General features: G+C 35.1%; 12 protein-coding genes. 2 read left to right on the top strand and 10 right to left on the bottom strand.

What is annotated here, in order from left to right; genetic code table 11:
* Positions 1-21 precede the first annotated feature (21 nt).
* From BMY39_RS06605 to BMY39_RS06585, 5 genes are all read right to left on the bottom strand, one after another.
* Complete coding sequence (locus BMY39_RS06605; RefSeq protein ID WP_092577437.1) at positions 22-8,160, bottom strand: T9SS type B sorting domain-containing protein; 8,139 nt, start codon at positions 8,158-8,160, stop codon at positions 22-24.
* Between the two features lie 66 nt (positions 8,161-8,226).
* On the bottom strand, positions 8,227-10,830 hold the full coding sequence (locus BMY39_RS06600; protein WP_092577434.1) for a PorP/SprF family type IX secretion system membrane protein: 2,604 nt from the start codon (positions 10,828-10,830) through the stop codon (positions 8,227-8,229).
* A gap of 1 nt (position 10,831) precedes the next feature.
* Positions 10,832-12,274, bottom strand: coding sequence for a T9SS type B sorting domain-containing protein (locus tag BMY39_RS06595; protein WP_092577431.1), 1,443 nt, complete (start codon positions 12,272-12,274; stop codon positions 10,832-10,834).
* Positions 12,275-12,411: 137 nt separating this feature from the next.
* The gene (locus BMY39_RS06590; protein ID WP_092577428.1) at positions 12,412-13,734 is read right to left on the bottom strand and encodes a hypothetical protein; all 1,323 of its coding nucleotides are present in this window, start codon (positions 13,732-13,734) and stop codon (positions 12,412-12,414) included.
* A gap of 300 nt (positions 13,735-14,034) precedes the next feature.
* Positions 14,035-14,481 carry a hypothetical protein gene (locus BMY39_RS06585; RefSeq protein ID WP_092577425.1) on the bottom strand — a complete coding sequence of 149 codons (447 nt, stop codon included), beginning with the start codon at positions 14,479-14,481 and terminating at the stop codon, positions 14,035-14,037.
* 196 nt (positions 14,482-14,677) lie between these two features.
* Between BMY39_RS06585 and BMY39_RS06580 the strand changes: the two genes are divergently transcribed.
* Entirely contained in the window at positions 14,678-15,496 is an 819-nt protein-coding gene (locus tag BMY39_RS06580; protein ID WP_092577422.1) for an HAD family hydrolase, read from the top strand.
* Positions 15,497-15,567: 71 nt separating this feature from the next.
* Positions 15,568-16,038, top strand: coding sequence for a hypothetical protein (locus BMY39_RS06575; protein ID WP_092577419.1), 471 nt, complete (start codon positions 15,568-15,570; stop codon positions 16,036-16,038).
* On the opposite strand, the gene BMY39_RS06570 is transcribed toward BMY39_RS06575, so the two are convergent.
* The 5 genes from BMY39_RS06570 to BMY39_RS06550 all read right to left on the bottom strand — a co-directional run bounded on the left by BMY39_RS06570 (position 16,035) and on the right by BMY39_RS06550 (position 21,984).
* Positions 16,035-17,219: an asparagine synthetase B gene (locus BMY39_RS06570; RefSeq protein ID WP_092577786.1), complete on the bottom strand. Its 1,185-nt coding sequence runs from the start codon at positions 17,217-17,219 to the stop codon at positions 16,035-16,037. The genes BMY39_RS06575 and BMY39_RS06570 overlap by 4 nt on opposite strands.
* Before the next feature lie 124 nt (positions 17,220-17,343).
* Entirely contained in the window at positions 17,344-18,888 is a 1,545-nt protein-coding gene (gene dnaB, locus BMY39_RS06565; protein ID WP_092577416.1) for a replicative DNA helicase, read from the bottom strand.
* A gap of 166 nt (positions 18,889-19,054) precedes the next feature.
* On the bottom strand, positions 19,055-20,008 hold the full coding sequence (locus BMY39_RS06560) for an acetyl-CoA carboxylase carboxyltransferase subunit alpha (RefSeq protein ID WP_092577409.1): 954 nt from the start codon (positions 20,006-20,008) through the stop codon (positions 19,055-19,057).
* Positions 20,009-20,075: 67 nt separating this feature from the next.
* The gene (locus BMY39_RS06555) at positions 20,076-20,975 is read right to left on the bottom strand and encodes a DMT family transporter (protein ID WP_092577403.1); all 900 of its coding nucleotides are present in this window, start codon (positions 20,973-20,975) and stop codon (positions 20,076-20,078) included.
* Complete coding sequence (locus BMY39_RS06550; protein ID WP_245738194.1) at positions 20,962-21,984, bottom strand: LptF/LptG family permease; 1,023 nt, start codon at positions 21,982-21,984, stop codon at positions 20,962-20,964. The genes BMY39_RS06555 and BMY39_RS06550 overlap by 14 nt, the downstream gene beginning before the upstream one ends.
* Positions 21,985-21,998 lie beyond the last annotated feature (14 nt).

Genomic DNA, 21,998 nt, shown 5'->3' with positions numbered 1-21,998 from the left:
CTTCTTCATCTTCTTCTACATTTATCTATAGAGGGTAAAATGCCCTACGAATTCTTTATCGTTTCTACTGTCGTTTAGCTTCACCACATACCAATAATCTCCCGTTGGTAGCTCCTTTCCTTTATACGTGCCATCCCATTTTTCACTTACGTTGAGTGTTGCTATTTTACGCCCGTACCTATCAAAAATATCAAAGGTTAAATCGTCGTATTGTGTTGCACAACCAATGCCCCATCCGTCTAATGTGCCATCATCATTTGGTGTAAAATAATTTGGAATACATATATCAATAAATTCCATAGGAATCGATGCTTCAACCTGACATCCGTTATTGTCTACAACTGTTACCGTGTAGGTTCCAGATGCATAAATGTTGAAGGTATTTTCGCTACCGTAAGATTCTCCATTAAGGAAATATTCATAATTGCCTGTGCCGCCAGTTGTAGTCGCTTCTATTTCATTCAAGCCACTTTCTGTTAGCACTATAGCTATTGGTTCATAATCATCAATATCAAAATAGTCACTTCGTTGTACACATCCATTGGTGTGTCTCACATCTATGTAATGGTCTAAGCCTGCATATACATTTGTAAATACATTTTCTGATTGGTATGGGCCACCATCCAATGCATATTCTAAATCGGCAGGATCAATATTATCTGGATCTAGAGTTACTGTAACTCTATTCGTTGATGTATTATTTACACAACCATAATCTATAGCCAATTGAGGATTGATTAGAATAGATTCTGGGAAATCAATTTCAAATTCTGCTTCACAGCCTTCAGCGTCCCGAATATAAACCACATGATTTCCTCCTGCTAAAGCGGTAAAATTGAAAACTGTTTGTGTATTTGTTCCTGTAGTATATGTTCCATTATAATCATCTAAACTTACGCTATATGGTAAACTGCCTCCTGAAATATCAACACTAAAGGCACCATTTAATTCCCCTGAACACAATTCTGGAATAGTTGAATTAGGAACCACAGTTAAGAACACAGGAGCGGGTTCGTTTATGCTAAAATCAATAATCACAAAACATCCTAATTCGTCCTGTACTACTGCCTGATAGGTTCCAGGAGCTAAATTTTCGAAAATAGGTTCATCAAAAAACTGATTCAACTGAGGCGATATCGCATATTTGATTGTACCTGTACCTCCTGTTGCAAGAATTTCAATAGAACCATTATTTTCCGCTGTACAGGACACATCAGTTGTGTTAAATGTAACTTCTAATGGTAATGACGGTTCAGTAATTGGTATGGCGGCAGATGTGGTTAAACAATCTCCACTATCTACCCTTACTTGGTAGTTGCCGGCGGGAAGCTCCGTAAATACACCAGGGCTATTTTGTGTCGCTGGAATTGCATTTCCTGCAGTGTCTTGAAGCGTATATACATAGCTACCCAATCCACCTTGTGCTTCGGCAATAATTACTCCCGTTACATCTCCAGTACAATTAATTGTAGCATTCATCGCGTCTATATTAACGGTTAAATCTGGAAGTGGATCGATGGTTATTTGATTGGACACATCAGCAATACAACCATTTGCGTCTCTAACATAATATTGATAATCTCCAGCTGGCACAGAAAAGGTTACCGAAGTAGCGAAAGTGCCAATAACAGAAGTAAAATTATTATCAGTACTGTAGCTGTATGAACCGCTTCCTCCTAAAACACTTAATGTTAACGTAGCTTCAGTTAAACAGGTTTGAGATGTTTCCTTAACTAAAGTTGCCTGTAATTCTGTAGGTTCGTCAATTACAATATTTGGTGTATTAAACTCACAGTTATAACCATCAGTGACTCTTACACTGTAAGTTCCAGCACCCAAATTATCAAAAACGGTAGATGTTTGAGGCCCTGAAGTTGAAGGTGTCGGCAAAATTTGATTTAAAGTGTAGGTGTAATTTGAACCTTGCCCGCCTGTTGTGTTTATAACTGTAATTGTAGCATTAGTATCTCCAAAACAAGACAATACTGTTGTACTTGCTGAAATGGTAGCATCTATTGGATTTGGAATGATTAGCGTAACATCATCGGAAGCGATACACCCTCCCGCATCACGAACATTAACTGTATAAACTCCTGCTTCTAAATTTGTAAATGTACCATTTGGAGAGAATGCTACTGTTGTAGCTCCCGTTAATTCATATTCGTAAGTACCATAACCGCCACTTGCTACTGCCGTTATTGTACCTTTATCATTGTCACAGGTAACATTTGATGTTTCCGTTGCAATAACCGATAATGCACTTGGTGGTGATTGAATAATTACATCTGATGTTGCTGCACAAAATGGACTTGCTGTTTGAGTAACTACTACGCTATAGTTTCCGGCTGCTATTCCCGAAACAAACTGTGGGTTAGTTGATGTATTTGCATTTACAATACCCGTAACCGATGTTGAGGCACTATCAAAAATCTCATAGGTATACGGTCCTGAATAACCGCTTACGCTAATTTCAAAACTACCCGTATTATCACCAAAACAAGTTACTGGCGATGATGTTGTAGTTACCATAGGCGGAACGGCTTCAGGTAATACAACCTCAACATTGGCAGAACAGGTATTAGCATCGGTAATTGTAATAGTATATGTTCCAGAAGGTACTCCTGAAAATACATTTCCACTTAAACTAATGCTTGCTGGATTCGGACTAATAGTATAAGTGTACACTCCTGTTCCACCAATACCAATAATGGTGATTTCTCCATCATCATTATTACAAGTTGGTAATGCGGTGATACTAGGCGTTATATCAACAGGTGGTGCAATATCTACATTTACTATGTTGCCACAACCATTAGCATCTTGAATCTCTACAGTGTGACTTCCAGATGTTAAATTTGAAATACTAAATGGTGCTGTTCTAGTTTGAAAAGCCCCTCCATCAATACTATAACTATATGGTGGAATTCCAGCGGAAGTTAATAATACATCAATTTCAAAATTTCCTTCCGTAACCGTACATTGATTGTTTATGGTTGCTGCTATTACTGGTTCAGGATCTGATACTATTGTTTCATTGAGTCTAAATTCACATCCATTGGCATCTCTTACAAAAATATCCCAATTTGATCTTGTTGCAAAATCCAAATAAAGGACATTGCTAACTCCAAAATCTGAAGGAGTTGGCACAAAACCAACTGCCCCAGCAGCATATTCGTATGGAGCGGTACCGCCTGAAGCTGTTACTATAACTTGTGCATTAGCGTTACAATGCGCATTAATATTATCTGATACGGCAGCAATTAAGGGCTGAACTGGCTGCATAATTCTAAATGTGCTACTCGCGGTACATAAAGTGCCATTTGCTTCTCTCACAAAAAGCGTATAGTTGCCTGCCGGTAAACCCGAAATACTTCCATTGGCCGGCGCTCCAGTTAAACCTGTAAACGTTCCATTTTGAGCTGGAACAATAGGATTATTTGTTAACTCATCTCTTATTTCATAATAGATTGAGGTTACCGAGGCATCATAATCGGAAACCGTAAAATCTACAGAGCCACTTGAGTCTCCATAACAACTCACATCATTTTCAGTTATACTATTGATATTTATAGATGATAATACGGGTGTTGTTACTTCTACAATTGAAGTACAACCTCCAGCATCAATAACTTCAAAGAAGTAAGTGGTGCCATGGTCTAAACCTGAAAATGTATGTGTGGTTAGAGCAGTAGGCCCAAAAGCAGATGCCGGTTGCCCAAATATTGCATATGTAAAAGGCGCTACCCCTGTAATAACCTCTAAATCTACTGTGGCTCCAGTAGCACATGTACCAGTAGTAGCATTACCTGTAACATTTACGTTTGGCGGCGTTAGAATTCGTAATTCGTTACTAATATATTCACATCCATTACTATCAACTATAGTTATAACATAATCACCAAATGCTAAACCATTAAATGTATGTGTTGTTGATGCCGTAGTTATATTTGTACCTATTTGGGTAAAAGTATTATCGAAAATAGCATATGTAAATGGCGCTACCCCACCTGAAGTCATAGTAACATCAATACTTCCTGGAATGTTAGAATTACATTGTATAGGGTTTAGGTTAAAACTTGGAGTAATAGGTGCTGGCTCATCCAAAACTATTGTTCCAGAAACATCACACCCCTTGCCATCCATTACTGTATAACTATAGCTTCCTGCTGTTAATCCTCCAAAAACATTTGTGGACACAAAGGTTACACCTCCATCGATACTATACGTAAATGGAGCGGCTCCAGTTAAGGCCGAAAGAGTTATGGAGCCATTAGCATCTCCATTACAATTTGGATCTACTTTTAAAGCAGATGCTGTTACAGGCGTTATAGGGTTAATTGTTTGTACGGAAGTTTCTGCGGTACAATTATTGGCATCAGTAATTTGAAACTGATATGTACCATCTGCAGCAACTGCATATGTAAATGTTGTTCCAGTAGCACCAAGACTTGTATAACTACCTCCATTGATAGAAACTGCATAGGTAAATGGTGCTGTGCCTCCTAATATTGTGCCTTCAATAGTTCCATTTGGTAACACTGTACAATCTAAATCCTTAGTAACAATAGCTCTTGCCGTTAAAGGTGGCAATGGTTCAATAGTATGGGTTTCAGCATAAGTACACTCGTTAGCATCACGAACTTGGAACGTGTATGTTCCAGGAGTTAATCCTGTAAATATGTTTGATGATTGATACGCTGTTGCTGAACCAGAAGGGGCGATAATTTGATATTCTAAAGGACTTAATCCTCCAGTAGCCGATAAAGTAATATCTGAAGTGTTACTAGGACATGTTATTGGTGTTCCACTGAAATCTAAATCCGTTGGAGGATTTAAGGTTGCAACAGTTATAGGTGCAGCAACAAATGTACATACATTGGCATCCCTTACTGTAACAGTATACGTACCAGCCGTTAATCCAGTAAAAGTGGTTCCTGGTTGAAAATTTACACCATCAATACTGTATTGATAAGGAGATGTTCCTCCTGTTACTCCTGACACCGTAATAATACCATCCGTTGTACAAGTAAATGGCGTAGTGAGTGCCACCGTACCACTTATTTCAGTAACTGCGGTTATTGTTATGGTTTGCGATGACGTGGTACAAACATCTGCACCAGAAGTATATTCTACAACTATATTGTAATCGCCAGCAACTACATTTGTGAAATTTGGTGAATTTTGATACGTTATACCATTATCAATACTATAACGCAATGTATTTCCGTTTGGGTTTGCCACGTTAATGGTTATAGAACCGCTATCAGGTGCATCAGCACATAAAATATTGGTTTGTACTACTGTGAAATCTGGGGCTAGTATTGCATCAACATCGATAATAGTTTCGGCTTCACAATTATTAAAGTCTACAACTCTTATAGTATATGTTCCTGCTGTTGGAACATCTATAATTGGCGTGCTTTGAAACGTTGTTGCCCCATTAACAAAATAATAATATGGTGCCGTTCCTCCTACTGGATAAACCGTAATTTCTCCATTGGTACAGTTTAATGGTTTGGTTAAAGCCGAAGTTGCCTCTAATAACGGAGGTTGAATAATTTCAATATCGCCAGTAAACGTACAGCCATCTTCAGTAGAAACATTTATGGTGTAAGTTCCTGGGTTTAAGTTTTCAAACGTATAATTATCATCAACAATTGGCCCAACACTATTAACTAATGTTGCTCCATCATAAATAGAAAAGAAATATTGTGGTCGTGCATCATTTGCTGCTAAAATCACATTACCCAATTCTCCATAACACAATGGCTGAGTCACGGTGGTTTGTACTGTAAAGTCTCTTTCTCTAATTTGAACGTCAGGTACAGTGAATATACATGGATTTGGAGTAACTCCAATTTGCCTAATATAAACAGAATAAATTCCTGGAGTATTTACCGAAAATGTGTTACTCACTTGATAGTTTGTACCATCGATACTATACTCATATCCACTAGGAACACTTCCTACCACAATTTCACCCGGTGTGGTACAAATAATATCTCTTGACGTTACCGTAGGCACCAATAAGTTTTCGTATACATTAAAATAAAACTGGTTGAAACAACCACCATCATAGTTTAATGTTAATCTATATTGTCCTGCTGTATCTGCTGTAAAGTTTGGTCCTGTACCTACTTGATTCCAAGTACAGGTATCACTTTCGTTTGCACAATCCTCATTTAAAACTGCGTCACAACTAGATTCATCTAACACTTCCCAAATCATAGAAGATGTATCGGTAATATTCGTTTGAATAAACCTAGAATCATTGGCGCCACATAAAAATATGTTTGGTAACTCTTTACCGTCGTTAGGGCAAATCACAATTTCGTCAGCAAAAGGAATTACTGGATTAGTAACATCAGCACCATATAGAACCACATCAAATTGTTGCGTTATAGATTGGCAGGGTGCTGTTGCTTGATTAAATACATAATATGTTCCCGTAGAGGTTGCGGTAAACGATTGTCCGGTGCTTATAGCTGGCCCACCTGGAGTGGTAGACCATGTATATGCATCATATCCATTTCCTGCTGTTAAGGTTGTGGAATCCCCACAAAGCACGACATTCTCATCAAACGTACAGTTTAAGTCTGCTAAAAAGTTTGTAGCTCTTGGCGTTATTAAACATCCTGTGTTACTATTGTAACTTGGATCGTCAGAAATTGTAAAATCTGGATTTATAGTACCTTGATAGGTTGAATAGGCCTGATTATCAATAATATTTGAACATGCATCAGTAAGCAAACTACAATCAGAAACTACGGTTACTCTAAAGCGAATAGATTGTACTGGATCGTTTTGCTCTACGATGGAGCGATCTACACTAAATACAATTTCTCTAGTTGTAGCGTTGTAACTTTGAACAGTAACTCCAGTAGGCAAAGAGACTATATCCGCCGGATAATTAAATACGATATTTGTTGGCAAAATATCACGAATGGTGAGATTTGTGGCATCGTCATTACCTGTATTTTCAAAACCAATAACATAATTTAGCTCATCGCCTAAATCTACTTCTTGTCCTTCTATATTTGTACCAAATTCATCCTCAACAATTTTGGTTAATACGATATTTGGTGCAATAATTTCAATGGCAAAAGCACTAAAATAGTAGTAATAAATATCCAGATTACTTCCTAAACTTATAGTGGCAGTTGTATCACCATTTCCAATAAGACTATTACCGGCATTTGGAATATTTATAATACCTGCATCAAAACCTAAAGTATTTGTGCCTGCAGGATTTCTGTCAAAAAATAATTCTGGAGTATTGGTAAGAGGATCTATTATAGAAACTGTACTATTAAAAAAGTTATTTCCGGGACGAATTACCGTTCCTGAGTTATCCGTTGCATTAATAACACTTCCATTGAGTTCTAAGTAATCTCCAGTGTAACGTCTATCACCCTCGATAGTACTAAATGCAAATTTTGCACGAACAGGTCCTACCGGAATGGTTTGGAATCCAGAGATTGGGAATGTCTCGTTTATAGTACTGGTAATTTTTGTAAAACCATCAAACGAAGTGATGTATTTACTTGGCAATAACGGATCTTCATAGATTACGAAAAGTGACCAACCTGCTGACAATCCTTCCGAATTTGGTTTTGGCCCTACCAGTGAAGATATATTGGCCACACCATATGTTCCTTCCGGATTTGGTAAAGCAGTAAGTATATCAGTTACATCATGATAATATACATAGGTGTTTGAATTGTTATTATTGGCTGCATTTTGAAAATATATCTGCGTACCCGTTATATCCTGATAAGGGTTACCTGGTGTTCTAAATTTTATATCTGATATAGGATCGTTACCATTTACAACAGCACTCCAATATAAACCAGCGTAAACAATTTGATAACAGTTTGTATCGCTTGGTACATCTAAATCAGCGGTACTGGAGTTAAATGTCGTTGGATCACCATCTATATCTACATAAACGGCGGCATCCACCCTATCATTAGTATCATTCCCATTGTAAGGATTGGTAACATGTAACCCAACATTACTGTTTCCAATCAAAAGCATATCTCCTTTAATCGCTTCGTCGTACCTTGGTACAAAAGGTACTAAGTTTTGCGCGAATAACTGCATGCCCATTAAGAGCATTAATGCAATAATACAGTTATTTACATAAGTAGGCGTTTTCATAGTTGTTAGTTTTTCTATTTCAATTTATTGGGGCTAGAGAAATAGCAATCTGTTTATTTAATTCTTCTAGTTATCTATTTTTACTAATGACATTTTTCCGTTATAGGGTTTACTTCCTTTAGTTTCCAATGCGTTTTTCGCTTGATCTATAGAGTCAAATTTTTCATAGTAAATGAAATATTTGTTAGTGTTCACATCAAAGAAAAAGTTCACATCCTTCTCACCAGATGCTACTACTTTAGTTAGAAACTCATCTCTTTTTTCAACATTATTATGAACAGCAATAACCATATAATATCCCGGATCCTCATTCATAACATTTTTAATAATTTGAATGTTTTTGGTTTGTTCTTCCCCAAAATCAAAATCTTCCTCTTGTAATTCTACTGTGCTTTCATCAGTAAACTTCTTAATTCTTTCTAGTGCTGCCTTGTCTTTATTATATCTATCTTGCTGATTATCGTATGCTGCACGACGAATTCTTCGTTTTCTTTCAAAATCAGTATCTTCATTTATTTGCTCTAAGTTGTAAACCAAACGTTCTTTAGTTCTTTTGATTCTAAGTTGGTCTGCTCTTAATTGCTCTAGTGCGTTAAAGTAAAACTCGTTAATACCTTCTTCATCTTTTTTGAACTTTCTCTTACGTTTGACCAAAATAGCTTCGAGCTCAACAATTTTCATCTCTTGATCTTTCTCTACTTTTTCAAGTTCATCTTTCAATGTTTGTATTGCAGCATTTTCTGCCGATAAGCTTTTAAATGGTTTCGGAGCTAGGTAAACACCCTGCTCACTTAAATCATTTTCCTCTTTTAAATCATTTAAATCTTTCTGTTTCACATCAATCTTTTCAGATAACTTTTGCATAAGTTGATCCTGATTTACTTTTGCACTATTAGTTTCACTTAACAATACATTCATAGCTTTAGCCGCTTCATCATCTGCCTCAGTATTTAGCTCTTGATTATTATTAGCCAATTCAGTATTTTCAGCCGTTAATCTTTCTTTTTCTCCTATAGCATCACGCTGTAATTGTGCTTCTTGCTCTGCTTTTTCCTTCTCCTCTAGATTTTGCTTTTCTTCTTCAGCCTTCAGCTTAGCTTCTGCCTCTAATCTTAATTTTTCTTCTTCATGCAGGTTCAGTGCTTCCTCTTGTGCTTTTATTCTTGCTTGCTCCTCTATTCTTTTTTGCTCCTGTTCTAGCTTTAAGCGCTCTGTCTCTTCCAATCTAAGTTTTTCGGCTTCTGCCGCGGCAGTTTCTTGAGCTTCCTTGGCTCTTCTTTCGGCTTCTAACTGTAATCGTTTTTCTTCTGCAGCTTTAGCTTTTGCCTCGTTCTCCAATCTTAATTTTTCAGCTTCTTCCTTCTTAAATACTTCTTCCTGTAATTTTTGTTTAGCTTGTTCTTCAGCCCTTTTTCTCTCTGCTTCTGCTTTTGCTTTTTCCTCTTGTTCAACATTAGACCTTGCTTCAGCTTCTAATGCTAACGTAGCCTCTTCAACGTTTTGTACTTCATCGTCACTATTTTCTTTAGCTTCTATTTTCTGATTTCCATTTTGAGAAATATCATTTTGATTGGCCGAAGCTGCTATTTCAACTTTTGCCCTTTGTGCCTCTGCTTCAGCTTTTCGTTTAGCTGCTAACTCTGCTCTTCTTTCCGCAATTCTAGCTCTATCTTCATCGGTTAAATTATTTGACTTAAATCGTCTTTTTTTGATATTAAATACAGATTTCTGTTCTTCCTCGTCTCCATAAGTATACCTGTATTTATTATTGAAACGGTACGCTAAGGTAATCTCATGAGAGCTTCCAAATTCTGAAAAATTACCCATAGATTGCTCGTAGTTATATTCTACCGCAATGTTGTTTGTAACATTAATACCAATACCTGCAGAAGCTCCATAAAGTGTATTATAACCTGCTTGAGCCCAAATTCCTTTAGGAACATTCAACATAGCAAGTCCTGAAATAATAGTTTTGTCTTTTTTAAATTCACTCCTTATGAGCGTAGAAAATCGAGTTTCATCAAAAAAGCCACGTGTATTCATATATCCCGTGTACATTACATGCGCTTGTAGACCCATTTCTGGATTGTCTTCAATTAGTTTTGAATCATTTAAATTATAAGACACCAAATTATTTATGGCCACTCCAAAGTCGAAAAAATCAGTACCGTAGTTTATACCTGGATTTATTGTAAACAAAAAGTTTGAAGGCACATTTTGTAAAGAGGGATCTGGAGTATTAACAATCACACTGCCCTGATTTAAACTACTCTGATAAGCACCAATATTTAATCCAAATGTAAGATTGCTTTCTCTACTTAAACTTGCGTTATATGCAAAATTAAGTAAGCCTCCAAAAGTAGTTAGCACTCCAAAATCTTGCTGAAATAAACCTACTCCAGCTCCAATATTTTCAGAAAAACGACCTGCATAACTAAATACATATGAATTTGGCGCATTATTAAATTGAGCCCATTGCTTTTTATTGGTAAAGCTGATATACTTGTTCTGTTCTCTAACAAAACTGAATGTTGGATTAATAGCATACCTATTAAACTTTAAAGAATTTCTAACAGGTAAATCCAAAGCAACAATGCCATTGCTCTCTTGAGAATGGAATTGCTGAATGGTACATAACATTAGAAACATATATAATAGATATTTGTTCATTTTATCTTAGAACTGTAATAGATCCTTTTTTTATCTTTTGGTTTGGTGTTTTAATTATATAATAGTAAACTGGGTTTACATCTTTAAAACTCAATTCGTTTTCTGGCCAATTATTTTGGTAATCTGTAGTATCTAAAACCACTTTTCCTTGCGAACTCAATACCATAACTTGGGTATTTGTGCCGCTAACATACTCTTGTGGAATTACCCAAGTATCGTTAACACCATCTCCATTTGGCGTGATTACATTTGGAATATTTGCAACGTTAGGAAATGGTTCGGTAACTGTAAAGCTTAATTCTTGCGCCGCCGTACAACCTTGCGTTTGTTGTACGACAACTTTGTAATTACCTTCTTGGGAAACTTCATAACTGTTTTCGATAGCTCCTGAAATTAGAGTATCATTCAAATACCACTCAAATATTGGATTAACTGCAGTTGTAGTCACCTCAACCATTAAGGTTTCATTTGATGGCAATAAATTTCTTTCATCAACATTAATTTCACTGGTAAAGTCTGTATTTACCAAATCTATAGATGCTGAGGCAGAGCAATTGTCTAAATCTATTCTAACTGAATATGTTCCCGCTTCATTAGTTTCGTACATTTGCTCAGTGGCGCCCTCAATCTCCACGCCATCTTTAAACCATTGGTAAGCCTTTCCATTAATCGCACTTAAAGTAGTTGGTCCGTTTGTTGAACAATATGGATTGCCTAAACTAGAGCTGATTGATGAAGACGATGTATCCGAAGACGCTTCGCTCACTGTAACTCTATTGGAAAATGAATTTGATGTACATGTGCCATAATTAGTTTCTACGAAATAAGTACCAGGGTTACTAACTTCTAAACTTTCTCCTGACGCAACAAAAACTGATGTTGTTGGGCTTGTTTCTCTGTACCAATTGAATGTTAGGTTTGGATATTGCAGCGGAGAATCGTTCATGGCTCCACCAGGATTGTCAATTGTAAGCAAATAACTTCCACCTTGGCAATACACACCTGTTTCTATTAAGTTGTTTATTGAAAAAGGACTATCTTGAATTTTGTAATATGCTGCAAATGCATTAGATGCACTACTTGTAGCAGCTGGTGCGGTGCTTTTTACTCTTACTTTATATCCTTCACCAGCAGTTTCTTCTGGAATTGCAAAATTTAGCGTTACTGGCGAGGTTGTAATAGCTCCTACGTTTGAGGAATAAACTGTTGTTGCATTTGCAAAACTTCCGTTACCGTCAGATAATTCTATTATAAACTGATTAGATGCTTCTAAACTACCATCTGGAGAAAATGAAAAGGTTATATCGTATGAGTTAAAACTAGAACTCGCACAAGCTTGGGTAAACCCTAAGCTAGGTTTACTAATAACTACCTGTGCCAAAAGCGTTGAGGGTATCAACGCTAGTATAATAAAAAGAATGTCAAGAATTGTAAAATTCCTCATGCAGTTCCATTATTTATAAAACCTCTAGGAATTCGTTTTCTAATATTTAATTTGAATAAATCTTCCCGATTGCTTAGGAAATCATTTCAAAAAGTACGCCTAGAGTTCTATCATTTATTAATTGTTCGTTTTAAGTCTTAATCATCTAAAGCATCTCTGTCAATATTTGATGCAATAATTTTGTTTATTCTTAGTCTGAAATCTGGTCTTTTATAGTTTTCAGATGCTATAAAGGTTTCAGTATTGTTACTTTTAGAATACACATTAAAAAACGTACGATTACCATAGTAGTTTTCTAAATCATCGTTATTAGAATTATTCTCTACAAAAATGTTTCCGTTACAATTGTTGAAGTACATCTCTTTAAAACTAATCTTATCTAGGTTCTCTTGGTTTACCTTAATACTTTCATCAAGAATTACAGCAGGATTAAAACCAGATATTACACTTTTGGATATATTGAACTCGGTATTTGGACCCACAAAAATAGCCTCGTGTACCAAATTCATAGCAATAGCCGATTCTAAATCATCGCTTGAATTTAAAAATGTAAGATTGCTGGCATCTACCGCTGTTTTACTTTTAGCAAAATCTATTTCATCTAAACTATTGTATGACAACACTTCTAAACATTTATCTCCACTACCATTAGAAGCATATGGTGACCTAACGGCTAATGAATTAAATATAAGAGATGCTGTACCGTAGTTAAATTTAAAATCTGTTCCTTTAGAGCGGTAAGACACCAAATTATTTAAAGAAACATTACCTCCCCAAACTTCAAAACTATCCTCACCACAATGGGATACCATAATATGTTCTAACACTGTACTTGATCCAACACTTGCCAACAACAACCCGTTAAAATATGTATCTTGCGCAACGCGTTTACCGGCATACTCAATCCTAACATATTTGAGTTCTCCAGAGAAGCTAGATATTTTATCGCCTCCATAATTTGTATTAGCATAATTTGCAGGTTTAAGGTCGGGTAGATATGCTGCAACTGATCCCGAACCATATTTGTTTATAGGTGCTTCACCTAAAATAATAATACCACCCCAATCACCTGGCTTTCCAATACTTCTGTTTGATGTAAAAACGATAGGGTCTGTTGGGTTGCCTTTCGCTAAAATACTGGCGCCACGTGCTACAGTTAATGATGCATCGGTCTTATAATCACCAAAAATAACGGTACCCGGCTCTATGGTTAACGTTACTCCTGGCGTAACAAAAACATTACCAAGCAATAAATATACTTCACCTTTTCTAAGCGTTGTATCTTCAGTAATACTACCTGTTAAGATTTGGGTCGGCTCACCATAATCCTTTTGATTTGGTTTAAAATCTGTCCAATTATTCAACCAGTTCATTTCTCCTACAATTCCTTTTTCCTGTTGTGCGAAACCGCAAGAAAAACTTATCAGAGATATTAAGACAATTTGAGTAATTTTTTTCATGTCACTTATTATTTTCAATTAAAGGAAAACGCGTAATTATAATACAATCAAAACTAATAGAATAATCTATGAAATACCAATTATTTCGCTGAAATGCATAAATTATATTGAAATAAAATCAAAAAAATCGATGAAATACACTTTTATAATGTTGTAAATTAAAAAAGACGGTTTTTTCTTTCTTTAAAAAATGTTGTACTCAATAAGAGGATTTACAGCTTTAAAAAGGATTTACCGAAAATTAACGCATAAAAAAAACCCAAAAATCTGGGTTTATTTCATGTTTTTTAAGCAAAAAAATTAATGATATTCACTATACTCGTGAAGCGACTTTAAAGTTTCTTCATAAAATATGATTGCAGAAACTAAATCATCGGTATCTGAATACGGTAATATTCGCTTTTGAAATTCGGACGTGCTCTCTAAGAAGTCATCTGTAGCTTCAAATTGATCATCCAATGCCTTTCTATTATCACTATCATTTGGGATACCTAATGTTGACATAGTTACACCTGGTTTCGTTGCAAAAGCGATATAAGGCATTAACTTAACTAGACTTTCTATTCTTTCTACATAAAGTACTAGCAATTCACCTTTGGCCATTCTATCAAGCTCTGCTTTACTGTGATATTTTTTTATGGCTACACCTTCGCTTATTATACTTTTGGGCTCCTTCTTTTTTTGCGCAAAGCCCGCACCAGAAATTAATATAAAGCAAAAACTAAGAAAGATTAATTTCGTTTTCATGGATTAGATTTTAGGGTTTAGGCTGCTAATTTATGTAATTTATCGTAAAAAACAATCGTTTTATCGATTTTTTTAATTATTTATCTGATATTTTACAAAATGATCCACTCCAAAATACAATTGTACAGATATTTAATTAATGATATTTTCTCTTAATGATTAAATACCTGTTATTTTTGCAACTTTATTTAGTTGTATGGATTTATCTAAAATAAAACTTATCGTTACAGATATGGATGGCACTTTGCTTAATTCAAAACATGAGGTAAGTTCATTATTCTTTGAGCTCTTTGAACGTTTAAAAGAGCATAACATTATTTTTGTTGCCGCAAGTGGAAGACCTTATTATGGTATGACAAGTAAATTGGAGACTATTAAAAACGATATTATTATTGTTGCAGAAAATGGCGGTTTGGCAATACAAAATGATAATGTACTGCTTTCTAATCCAATAAAAACAGATAACCTAAGAAAAATAATTGCTGTTGTAAATAGTATAGACGATGCTCATCCTGTGTTCTGTACTCGCCATAAAGCTTACGTAATGAGCAAATCTGAACGTTTGTTGGAACTATTATCAGAATACTATCACAATTACCAAGTAATTAATTCCACCAGTAGTATTGAAGAAGATGTATATAAAGTTGCATTATTTCATGAAGAAAGTTCCGAAAAATTTATTTATCCTAGCGTAAAAGTATTGGAAAGTGATTTTAAAGTAAAGCTTTCTGCTACGCATTGGGTTGATATTTCTGAAATAGAAGCGAATAAGGGTACCGCCATTAAAAATATTCAAAAAAAATACAAAATAACTACCAAAGAGACTTTGGCTTTTGGTGATTACAATAATGATGTAGAAATGCTTGATAATGCTTATTATAGTTTTGCCATGGAAAACGCACACCCGGTAGTAAAAGATATAGCTAGATTTGAAACTACCAACAACAATAACTTTGGTGTGGAGGCAATTTTAGAACAAGTGCTGAGAGATAAAATGAGGCAAATTACCAATTAATAAGTTTTCAACTTTACAACGCAACCTTTATTTATTTTTAACATCTTATAAAGGAATAAATATATAATATCATGAAAATTAAGTTTCTGATGCCTTTAGTAGTATTATTTTTGGGCTATAGTTGTAGCATTAATGATAATAATAGCTCAGACAATCAAGAACCAACCGAAATACAAATTTATCAATGGCATTTAACCAATGTTTCTGGTGGTGTAGCAGGTATTGACATTGATTTTGAAACAGATACGGTGATATGGGTATTTAGTTTAGATGCTGTTGGTAGTGGTTCGCTTCAAGTACAAAATAACAATATTGATAATTCCTTAGAGGACGGTTTAGAAACAGGCGTTTATTCGGTTTCTATTCCGGTTTATGATTCTCAATCTATACTTTTTATAAACGGTGATGAATTTGCAGGCCTAATTACGCCTACTGAAGAAGACTTAACATTAAATCAAAACATAACATCCAGCGGTGCTGTTGTTTCTGATGGTTTTATTTACAAATTTGCACGTAAGGTTATTATAGAAACTACAAATTAAGTTTTTTGTTTCTTCTTTTTGGCCGCGGGAAATAATACATTGTTTAAAATAAGTCTATATCCCGGTGAAGTAGGATGCAAATCTAATTCCGTTTTTGCATCTCCTACTCTATGCTGATAATCTTCTGGATCATGACCTCCATAAAACGTAAAGAACCCTTTACCCTTTATGCCATGAATATACTTTGCTTCTCCGTTAGTTTTGTTTTCTCCTAAAACCAAAACATTAGATTTTATTTCATCTCGAGTAAACGCCGTAGTTTGCCCCATAAATCCTTTTACCAAAGCTGTATGGTTCTGACATAACATAGTAGGAATTGGATCCCATTTAGCAGAAAACTCCATGAGAGAAAAATAATCTGTAGTTTTTGAAATGTTTCGTTTTCGTGTGGTATCTATTGATGAAAACTCATATTCCTTTGGACTTCTTTCCAGTAAAAAATTAGTAAAAGCAAAAGTTTTAGCATAATCAATTTTGCTTTGATATCCGGGATCGCTGGCATCTCCATCAAACATTGGTTCACAAATATCAACACCCTGGGCTGCTAGCGCAATATCAAAACTATCGGTTGCGCTACACATGGCAAACATAAAACCACCACCTAAAACATAGTTTCGTATTTTTAATGCCACATCTAATTTGGATTGCGAGACTTTATCGTACCCTAGTTTCGCTGCTAAAGCTTCTGCTTCCTTCTTTTCTTGAATATACCAGGACGAGGAGCGGTACATGCCATAAAATTTACCATATTGCCCTGTAAAGTCTTCATGGTGCAGATGTAACCAATCGAATAATAATAAGCCATCATTTAGAACTTCTTCATCATAAACTGTTTCATACGGAATTTCAGCGTACTTCAAGACCATAGTTACGGCATCGTCCCATGGTAACTTACCTTTTGGAGTATACACTGCAATTTTAGGTGCTTTTTCTAATACTACAGCTTCCATATTTTTACTAGGACTAGCTATTTCTTCAAGGATATTCTCTGCTTTGGAATTAGAAATAACTTCAAACGACACACCTCTTATTTGGCATTCTTGCTGAATGGTTTCCGTATCTGGTAATAAAAATGAGCCTCCTCTATAATTTAACAACCATTTTACTTTTAGCTGTTTTTCTAAAGTCCAGAACGTTATACCATAAGCTTTTAAATGATTCTTCTGGCCTTCTGCATCCATGGGAACAAGAATATAGGATGCATAAGAATTTATACTTAGAAGTAGTAAAATTAAGAGTATTAGGGCTTTTTTTTCCATAAGTCGAAAGATAACGAAAAAATAAACCCGAAAAATTAATCAAATGTTAAAAGGGGACATCATTATCCTCATCTTCTTCATTAAATGAACTTCCGAAAGCTTGATCTGGACTCGCCGTAAAACCATCAGTTTTAAAGGTATCATCATTAGCTGCTGCATTCATCTTACTATGAAATTCAAATGGAGAGTCAAAGTCATCCAAGTTATCAAACTTACCTAAATGCCCGATAAACTTCAAACGTATATTGTCTAAACCACCATTTCTATGTTTTGCAATAATAAACTCTGCTTGTCCTTCTGTTGGTGTTCGTTCTTCATCGTCCCATTCATCAATTTTATAATATTCTGGTCTGTATATAAAGCTCACAATATCAGCATCTTGCTCTATTGCTCCAGATTCACGTAAATCAGATAACAACGGGCGTTTACTTCCTCCTCTAGTTTCAACGGCACGTGATAACTGAGATAATGCGATAACCGGAACATTCAATTCTTTGGCCAAAGCTTTAAGATTTCTAGAAATCATTGAGATTTCCTGCTCACGGTTTCCGGCGTGACTACTTCCACCTGTCATTAACTGCAAGTAATCAATCATTATTAATTTAATATCGTGTTGAGATGACAATCGGCGTGCTTTCGCTCGCAAATCAAAAATAGAAAGAGACGGTGTATCATCAATAAATAACGGTGCTTTTTCTAAATCCTTAACCTTTACGTTTAGTTGTTCCCATTCATGTTTTTCCAGTTTTCCGGTTCTTAGTTTTTCGGAAGACAAACCGGTTTCACTAGAAATTAAACGCGTGATTAACTGAACAGACGCCATCTCTAAGGAGAAAAAAGCCACTGGAATATTTTGATCAACGGCTATATTCCTTGCCATAGAAAGTGTTAAAGCCGTTTTACCCATACCAGGTCTTGCTGCTACAATAATTAAATCTGATGGCTGCCAACCTGAGGTCAATTTATCCAACTTGTGAAATCCTGTAGGAATACCACTTAGTCCTTCCTTGTTTGAAATTTCCTCAATTTTTTTCTTGGCTTGAATCACCAACTCTTGAGCAGTTTCGCTAGATTTTTTTATGTTGCCTTGTGTAACTTCATAAAGCTTGGATTCTGCTTTATCCAATAAATCGAAAACGTCTTTAGATTCGTCGTAGGAATCCTCAATAATTTCGTTTGAAATTTTAATTAAACTTCGTTGAATAAACTTTTGTAGAATAATACGTGCATGAAACTCAATATGTGCAGAAGAAGACACTTTTTGTGTAAGCGAAATAAGATAAAAATCACCCCCAATCATTTCTAGTTTTCCGTTTTTCTTTAATTGCGTAGAAACGGTTAATAAGTCCACGGGTTCGCTGCCTTCAAATAATTGAAAAATAGCCTCAAAAATGAGTTGATGCGCTTCTTTGTAAAATGCATCAGGGCTCAAAATATCAATTACCTCATCAACACCTTTCTTGTCAATCATCATCGCACCAAGCACAACCTCTTCTAAATCAAGTGCTTGAGGAGGTATTTTTCCCTTCTCAAGACTGATAATTGTGCTTTTATCTACTTTATATCCCGTTAATTGGTTTGGTTGTTTCATGGTTACGAAAATATACAAATAATGGCTCTAATTTTAAAAAATACAGATTTGGTTGTACACGTTTATTTAACAAACTAACTGTTAATAACTCAATTTTGTTGTGGATAACCATAAAAAAAATCTGAAGAACAAACTTCAGATTTTTTATGTTTTGGTTTTAAAGAAGTTACCCTTTAAAAACTCCCATATTTGCATATTTATCCATGCGTTGACTTACCAAATCTTCTGGTGATAAGTTTTTTAATTCACTATAATTTTTCTGAATTGCTGTAGCAACAGTTTTAAAAGTTTTTTCTCTATCCCTATGTGCACCACCAAGAGGTTCTTTTACGATCGCATCTATCAGTTTTAATTTTTTCATGTCTGTTGCCGTTAATTTGAGTGCTTCGGCCGCAGTTTCTTTATATTCCCAGCTACGCCACAAGATAGACGAACAGGATTCTGGCGAAATTACTGAGTACCAAGTATTTTCTAACATCAAAACTTTGTCTCCCACACCAATACCTAATGCTCCTCCTGAAGCACCTTCACCAATAATCACAGTAATCACGGGTACTTTTAAGCGCGTCATCTCTAAAATATTTCTTGCAATGGCCTCCCCTTGTCCTCGCTCTTCGGCTTCTAAGCCGGGGTAGGCTCCTGGAGTATCCAGCAATGTTACTACTGGAATACCAAATTTTTCTGCAGACTTCATTAATCGCAATGCCTTTCTATACCCCTCAGGATTGGCCATCCCAAAATTTCTGTATTGTCGCGTTTTAGTATTGTAGCCTTTCTGTTGACCGATAAACATATAACTTTGGTCACCAATTTTACCCAGCCCGCCAATCATTGCCTTATCATCTTTAAAGTTTCTGTCACCGTGTAACTCTAAAAAAGTATCGCCACAAATGGCCTTTATATAATCTAAGGTATAAGGTCTATCAGGATGTCTAGATAACTGCACCCTTTGCCAAGGCGTAAGGTTTTTGTAGATATCAGTCATCGTCTTTTTTAACTTTGTTTCTATCTGTTCGCAAGTTTCAGTAACATCAACATCGCTCTCTTCCCCTATAACCTTACATTTTTGAAGTTGATCTTCAAGCTCTTTAATAGGTAATTCAAATTCTAAATATTCCATAAGAATTTAATTCAGTTTTTAGTTAGCATACAAAACTAATGAATTTATTTTGTTTGAATTTTAGAAATCAAGGTATTTGTTTCCTTTTAAACGCATGCCTGTTTTTTAAAACCCCGTTTAACAACACGGTACCTATAATTAAAAAAGCTCCGTAATAAAAATCAGTACTCATTTTTTCACTCTCAGGGTAAAGTAGTAATGCGATTATAATACCATAAATGGGTTCTAAATTATAAGTTAAAACTACTGTATAGGGGCTAATAAGTTTCATAACATAAACAGATGCGATAAAGGCATAGGCGGTACAAACAGAAGCCAAAATGAACAAAAACCAAAAATCCCTAGTGCTTAGATTAAAAAAATCCGAGGAGAAACCACCCTTAAAAATTAGTATAAATAATGAAATGAATAGTACACCACTAATAAATTCGTAAAAAGAAATCACCGTGGCAGAGTGTTGTTTTAAAAACACACCATTTAATACTGCAAATAATGATGAAAAAAAAGCTGAAGAAACACCTAGTATTATTCCAGTTAAATACCTTAGCTCCCCTTGAGTTATTATAAAAACCCCGATTATTACCAAGATTCCAAAGAGTATTTCGTAGGCTATAACTTTTCGTTTGTAAAAAATAGGTTCAATTATTGAAGCAAAAAAGGCACCAGTAGAAAACATAGCTAATGCTATGGATACATTTGCTGCATCGATTGCTGCAAAAAAGGTTATCCAATGTAATGCTATAATAATACCTGCAACTGATAGCCTTACAATAGATTTACCATTAATTTTCAATTTAACATTTCTAAACTTTATAAAGAGAAACATTAAAATTGCAGCCATGGACATGCGATACCACACTAAAGGAATTGCCGTAATAGAAATCTCTTTACCGAGAATGGCCGTAAAACCAGCAATAAACACTAAAAGATGTAAATGAAGATAATTTTTAACCCTAGCGTTTGGCATTATATAATAGATATATTGCTAAAATACCAAAAATGAAGTTAGGAAACCACACTGCTATTACGGGAGGAAAGTTTGATTGTTGCGCCATAACTCCGAAGATTTTATCGAAAAACACAAAAATCATTGCAATACAAATTCCTAGTGCCAAATTAACGCCCATACCGCCTCTTCTTTTTATAGAAGATACAGCTACTGCAATAATGGTTAATATAAAAATGGAAACGGGTAAGCTCCATTTTCTGTAAAGCACCAATTTATAGCGACCTATGTTTGAAGAACCTCTGGCTTCTTCCTTTTTAATAAAATTTATCAATTCTGGATATGATAAGGTTTCAGCAATATAAATTACCGGTGTTAAGTCTTCTGCTTCAAAAGAAAACAAAGTATCCTTGCGTCGTTCTATTTCCAAAGTGTCTCCCAAGGTACCAACCTTTCGTTTTACATAATCTATTAAACGATAAGTCGTGTCTTTATCGATGTACCTTATACTTCTTGCACTAATTTTATATTTTAATTCGTTGTTGTCTAAATGTTCTAGTGTAAAATTCTGTCCAAGTTTATTCTTAGAGTCGTAGCTACTTACGTAAATAAAATCGTTGTCGTTTATTTGACGGTAAACATTTTTATCATCTACAGCCTTTTTACCTCTTTTAAAATATTTATAATCGAATTCATTAAACCCCTTACTGGCTTCGGGCGCTAAAAACATACCTAACACAAGTGCAAAAAGTGCCGTTATAGTGGCACCATATATATAAGGCTTTAAAAATCTTGAAAAAGATACTCCTGAACTTAAAAAAGCAATGATCTCTGTATTATTAGCTAATTTGGAAGTAAACCAAATAACTGATAGAAATAGAAATAAGGGAAAAAGCAGGTTTGCAAAGTAAATTGTAAAATCTAAATAAAATAGTGCTACTTCATTAAAAGGCACATCGTTATCTAAAATCTTACCTATTTTTTCAGCTAAATTAACTGTAATTCCTATAGGAATAAACAGTAAAAGCATCATCAAAAATGTGA

It is taken from the genome of Hyunsoonleella jejuensis, from assembly GCF_900111025.1.
Lineage (GTDB): Bacteria > Bacteroidota > Bacteroidia > Flavobacteriales > Flavobacteriaceae > Jejuia > Jejuia jejuensis.
The sequence above is the reverse complement of the archived record's forward strand: the minus strand, read 5'-3'. Positions and strand labels throughout refer to the sequence as shown.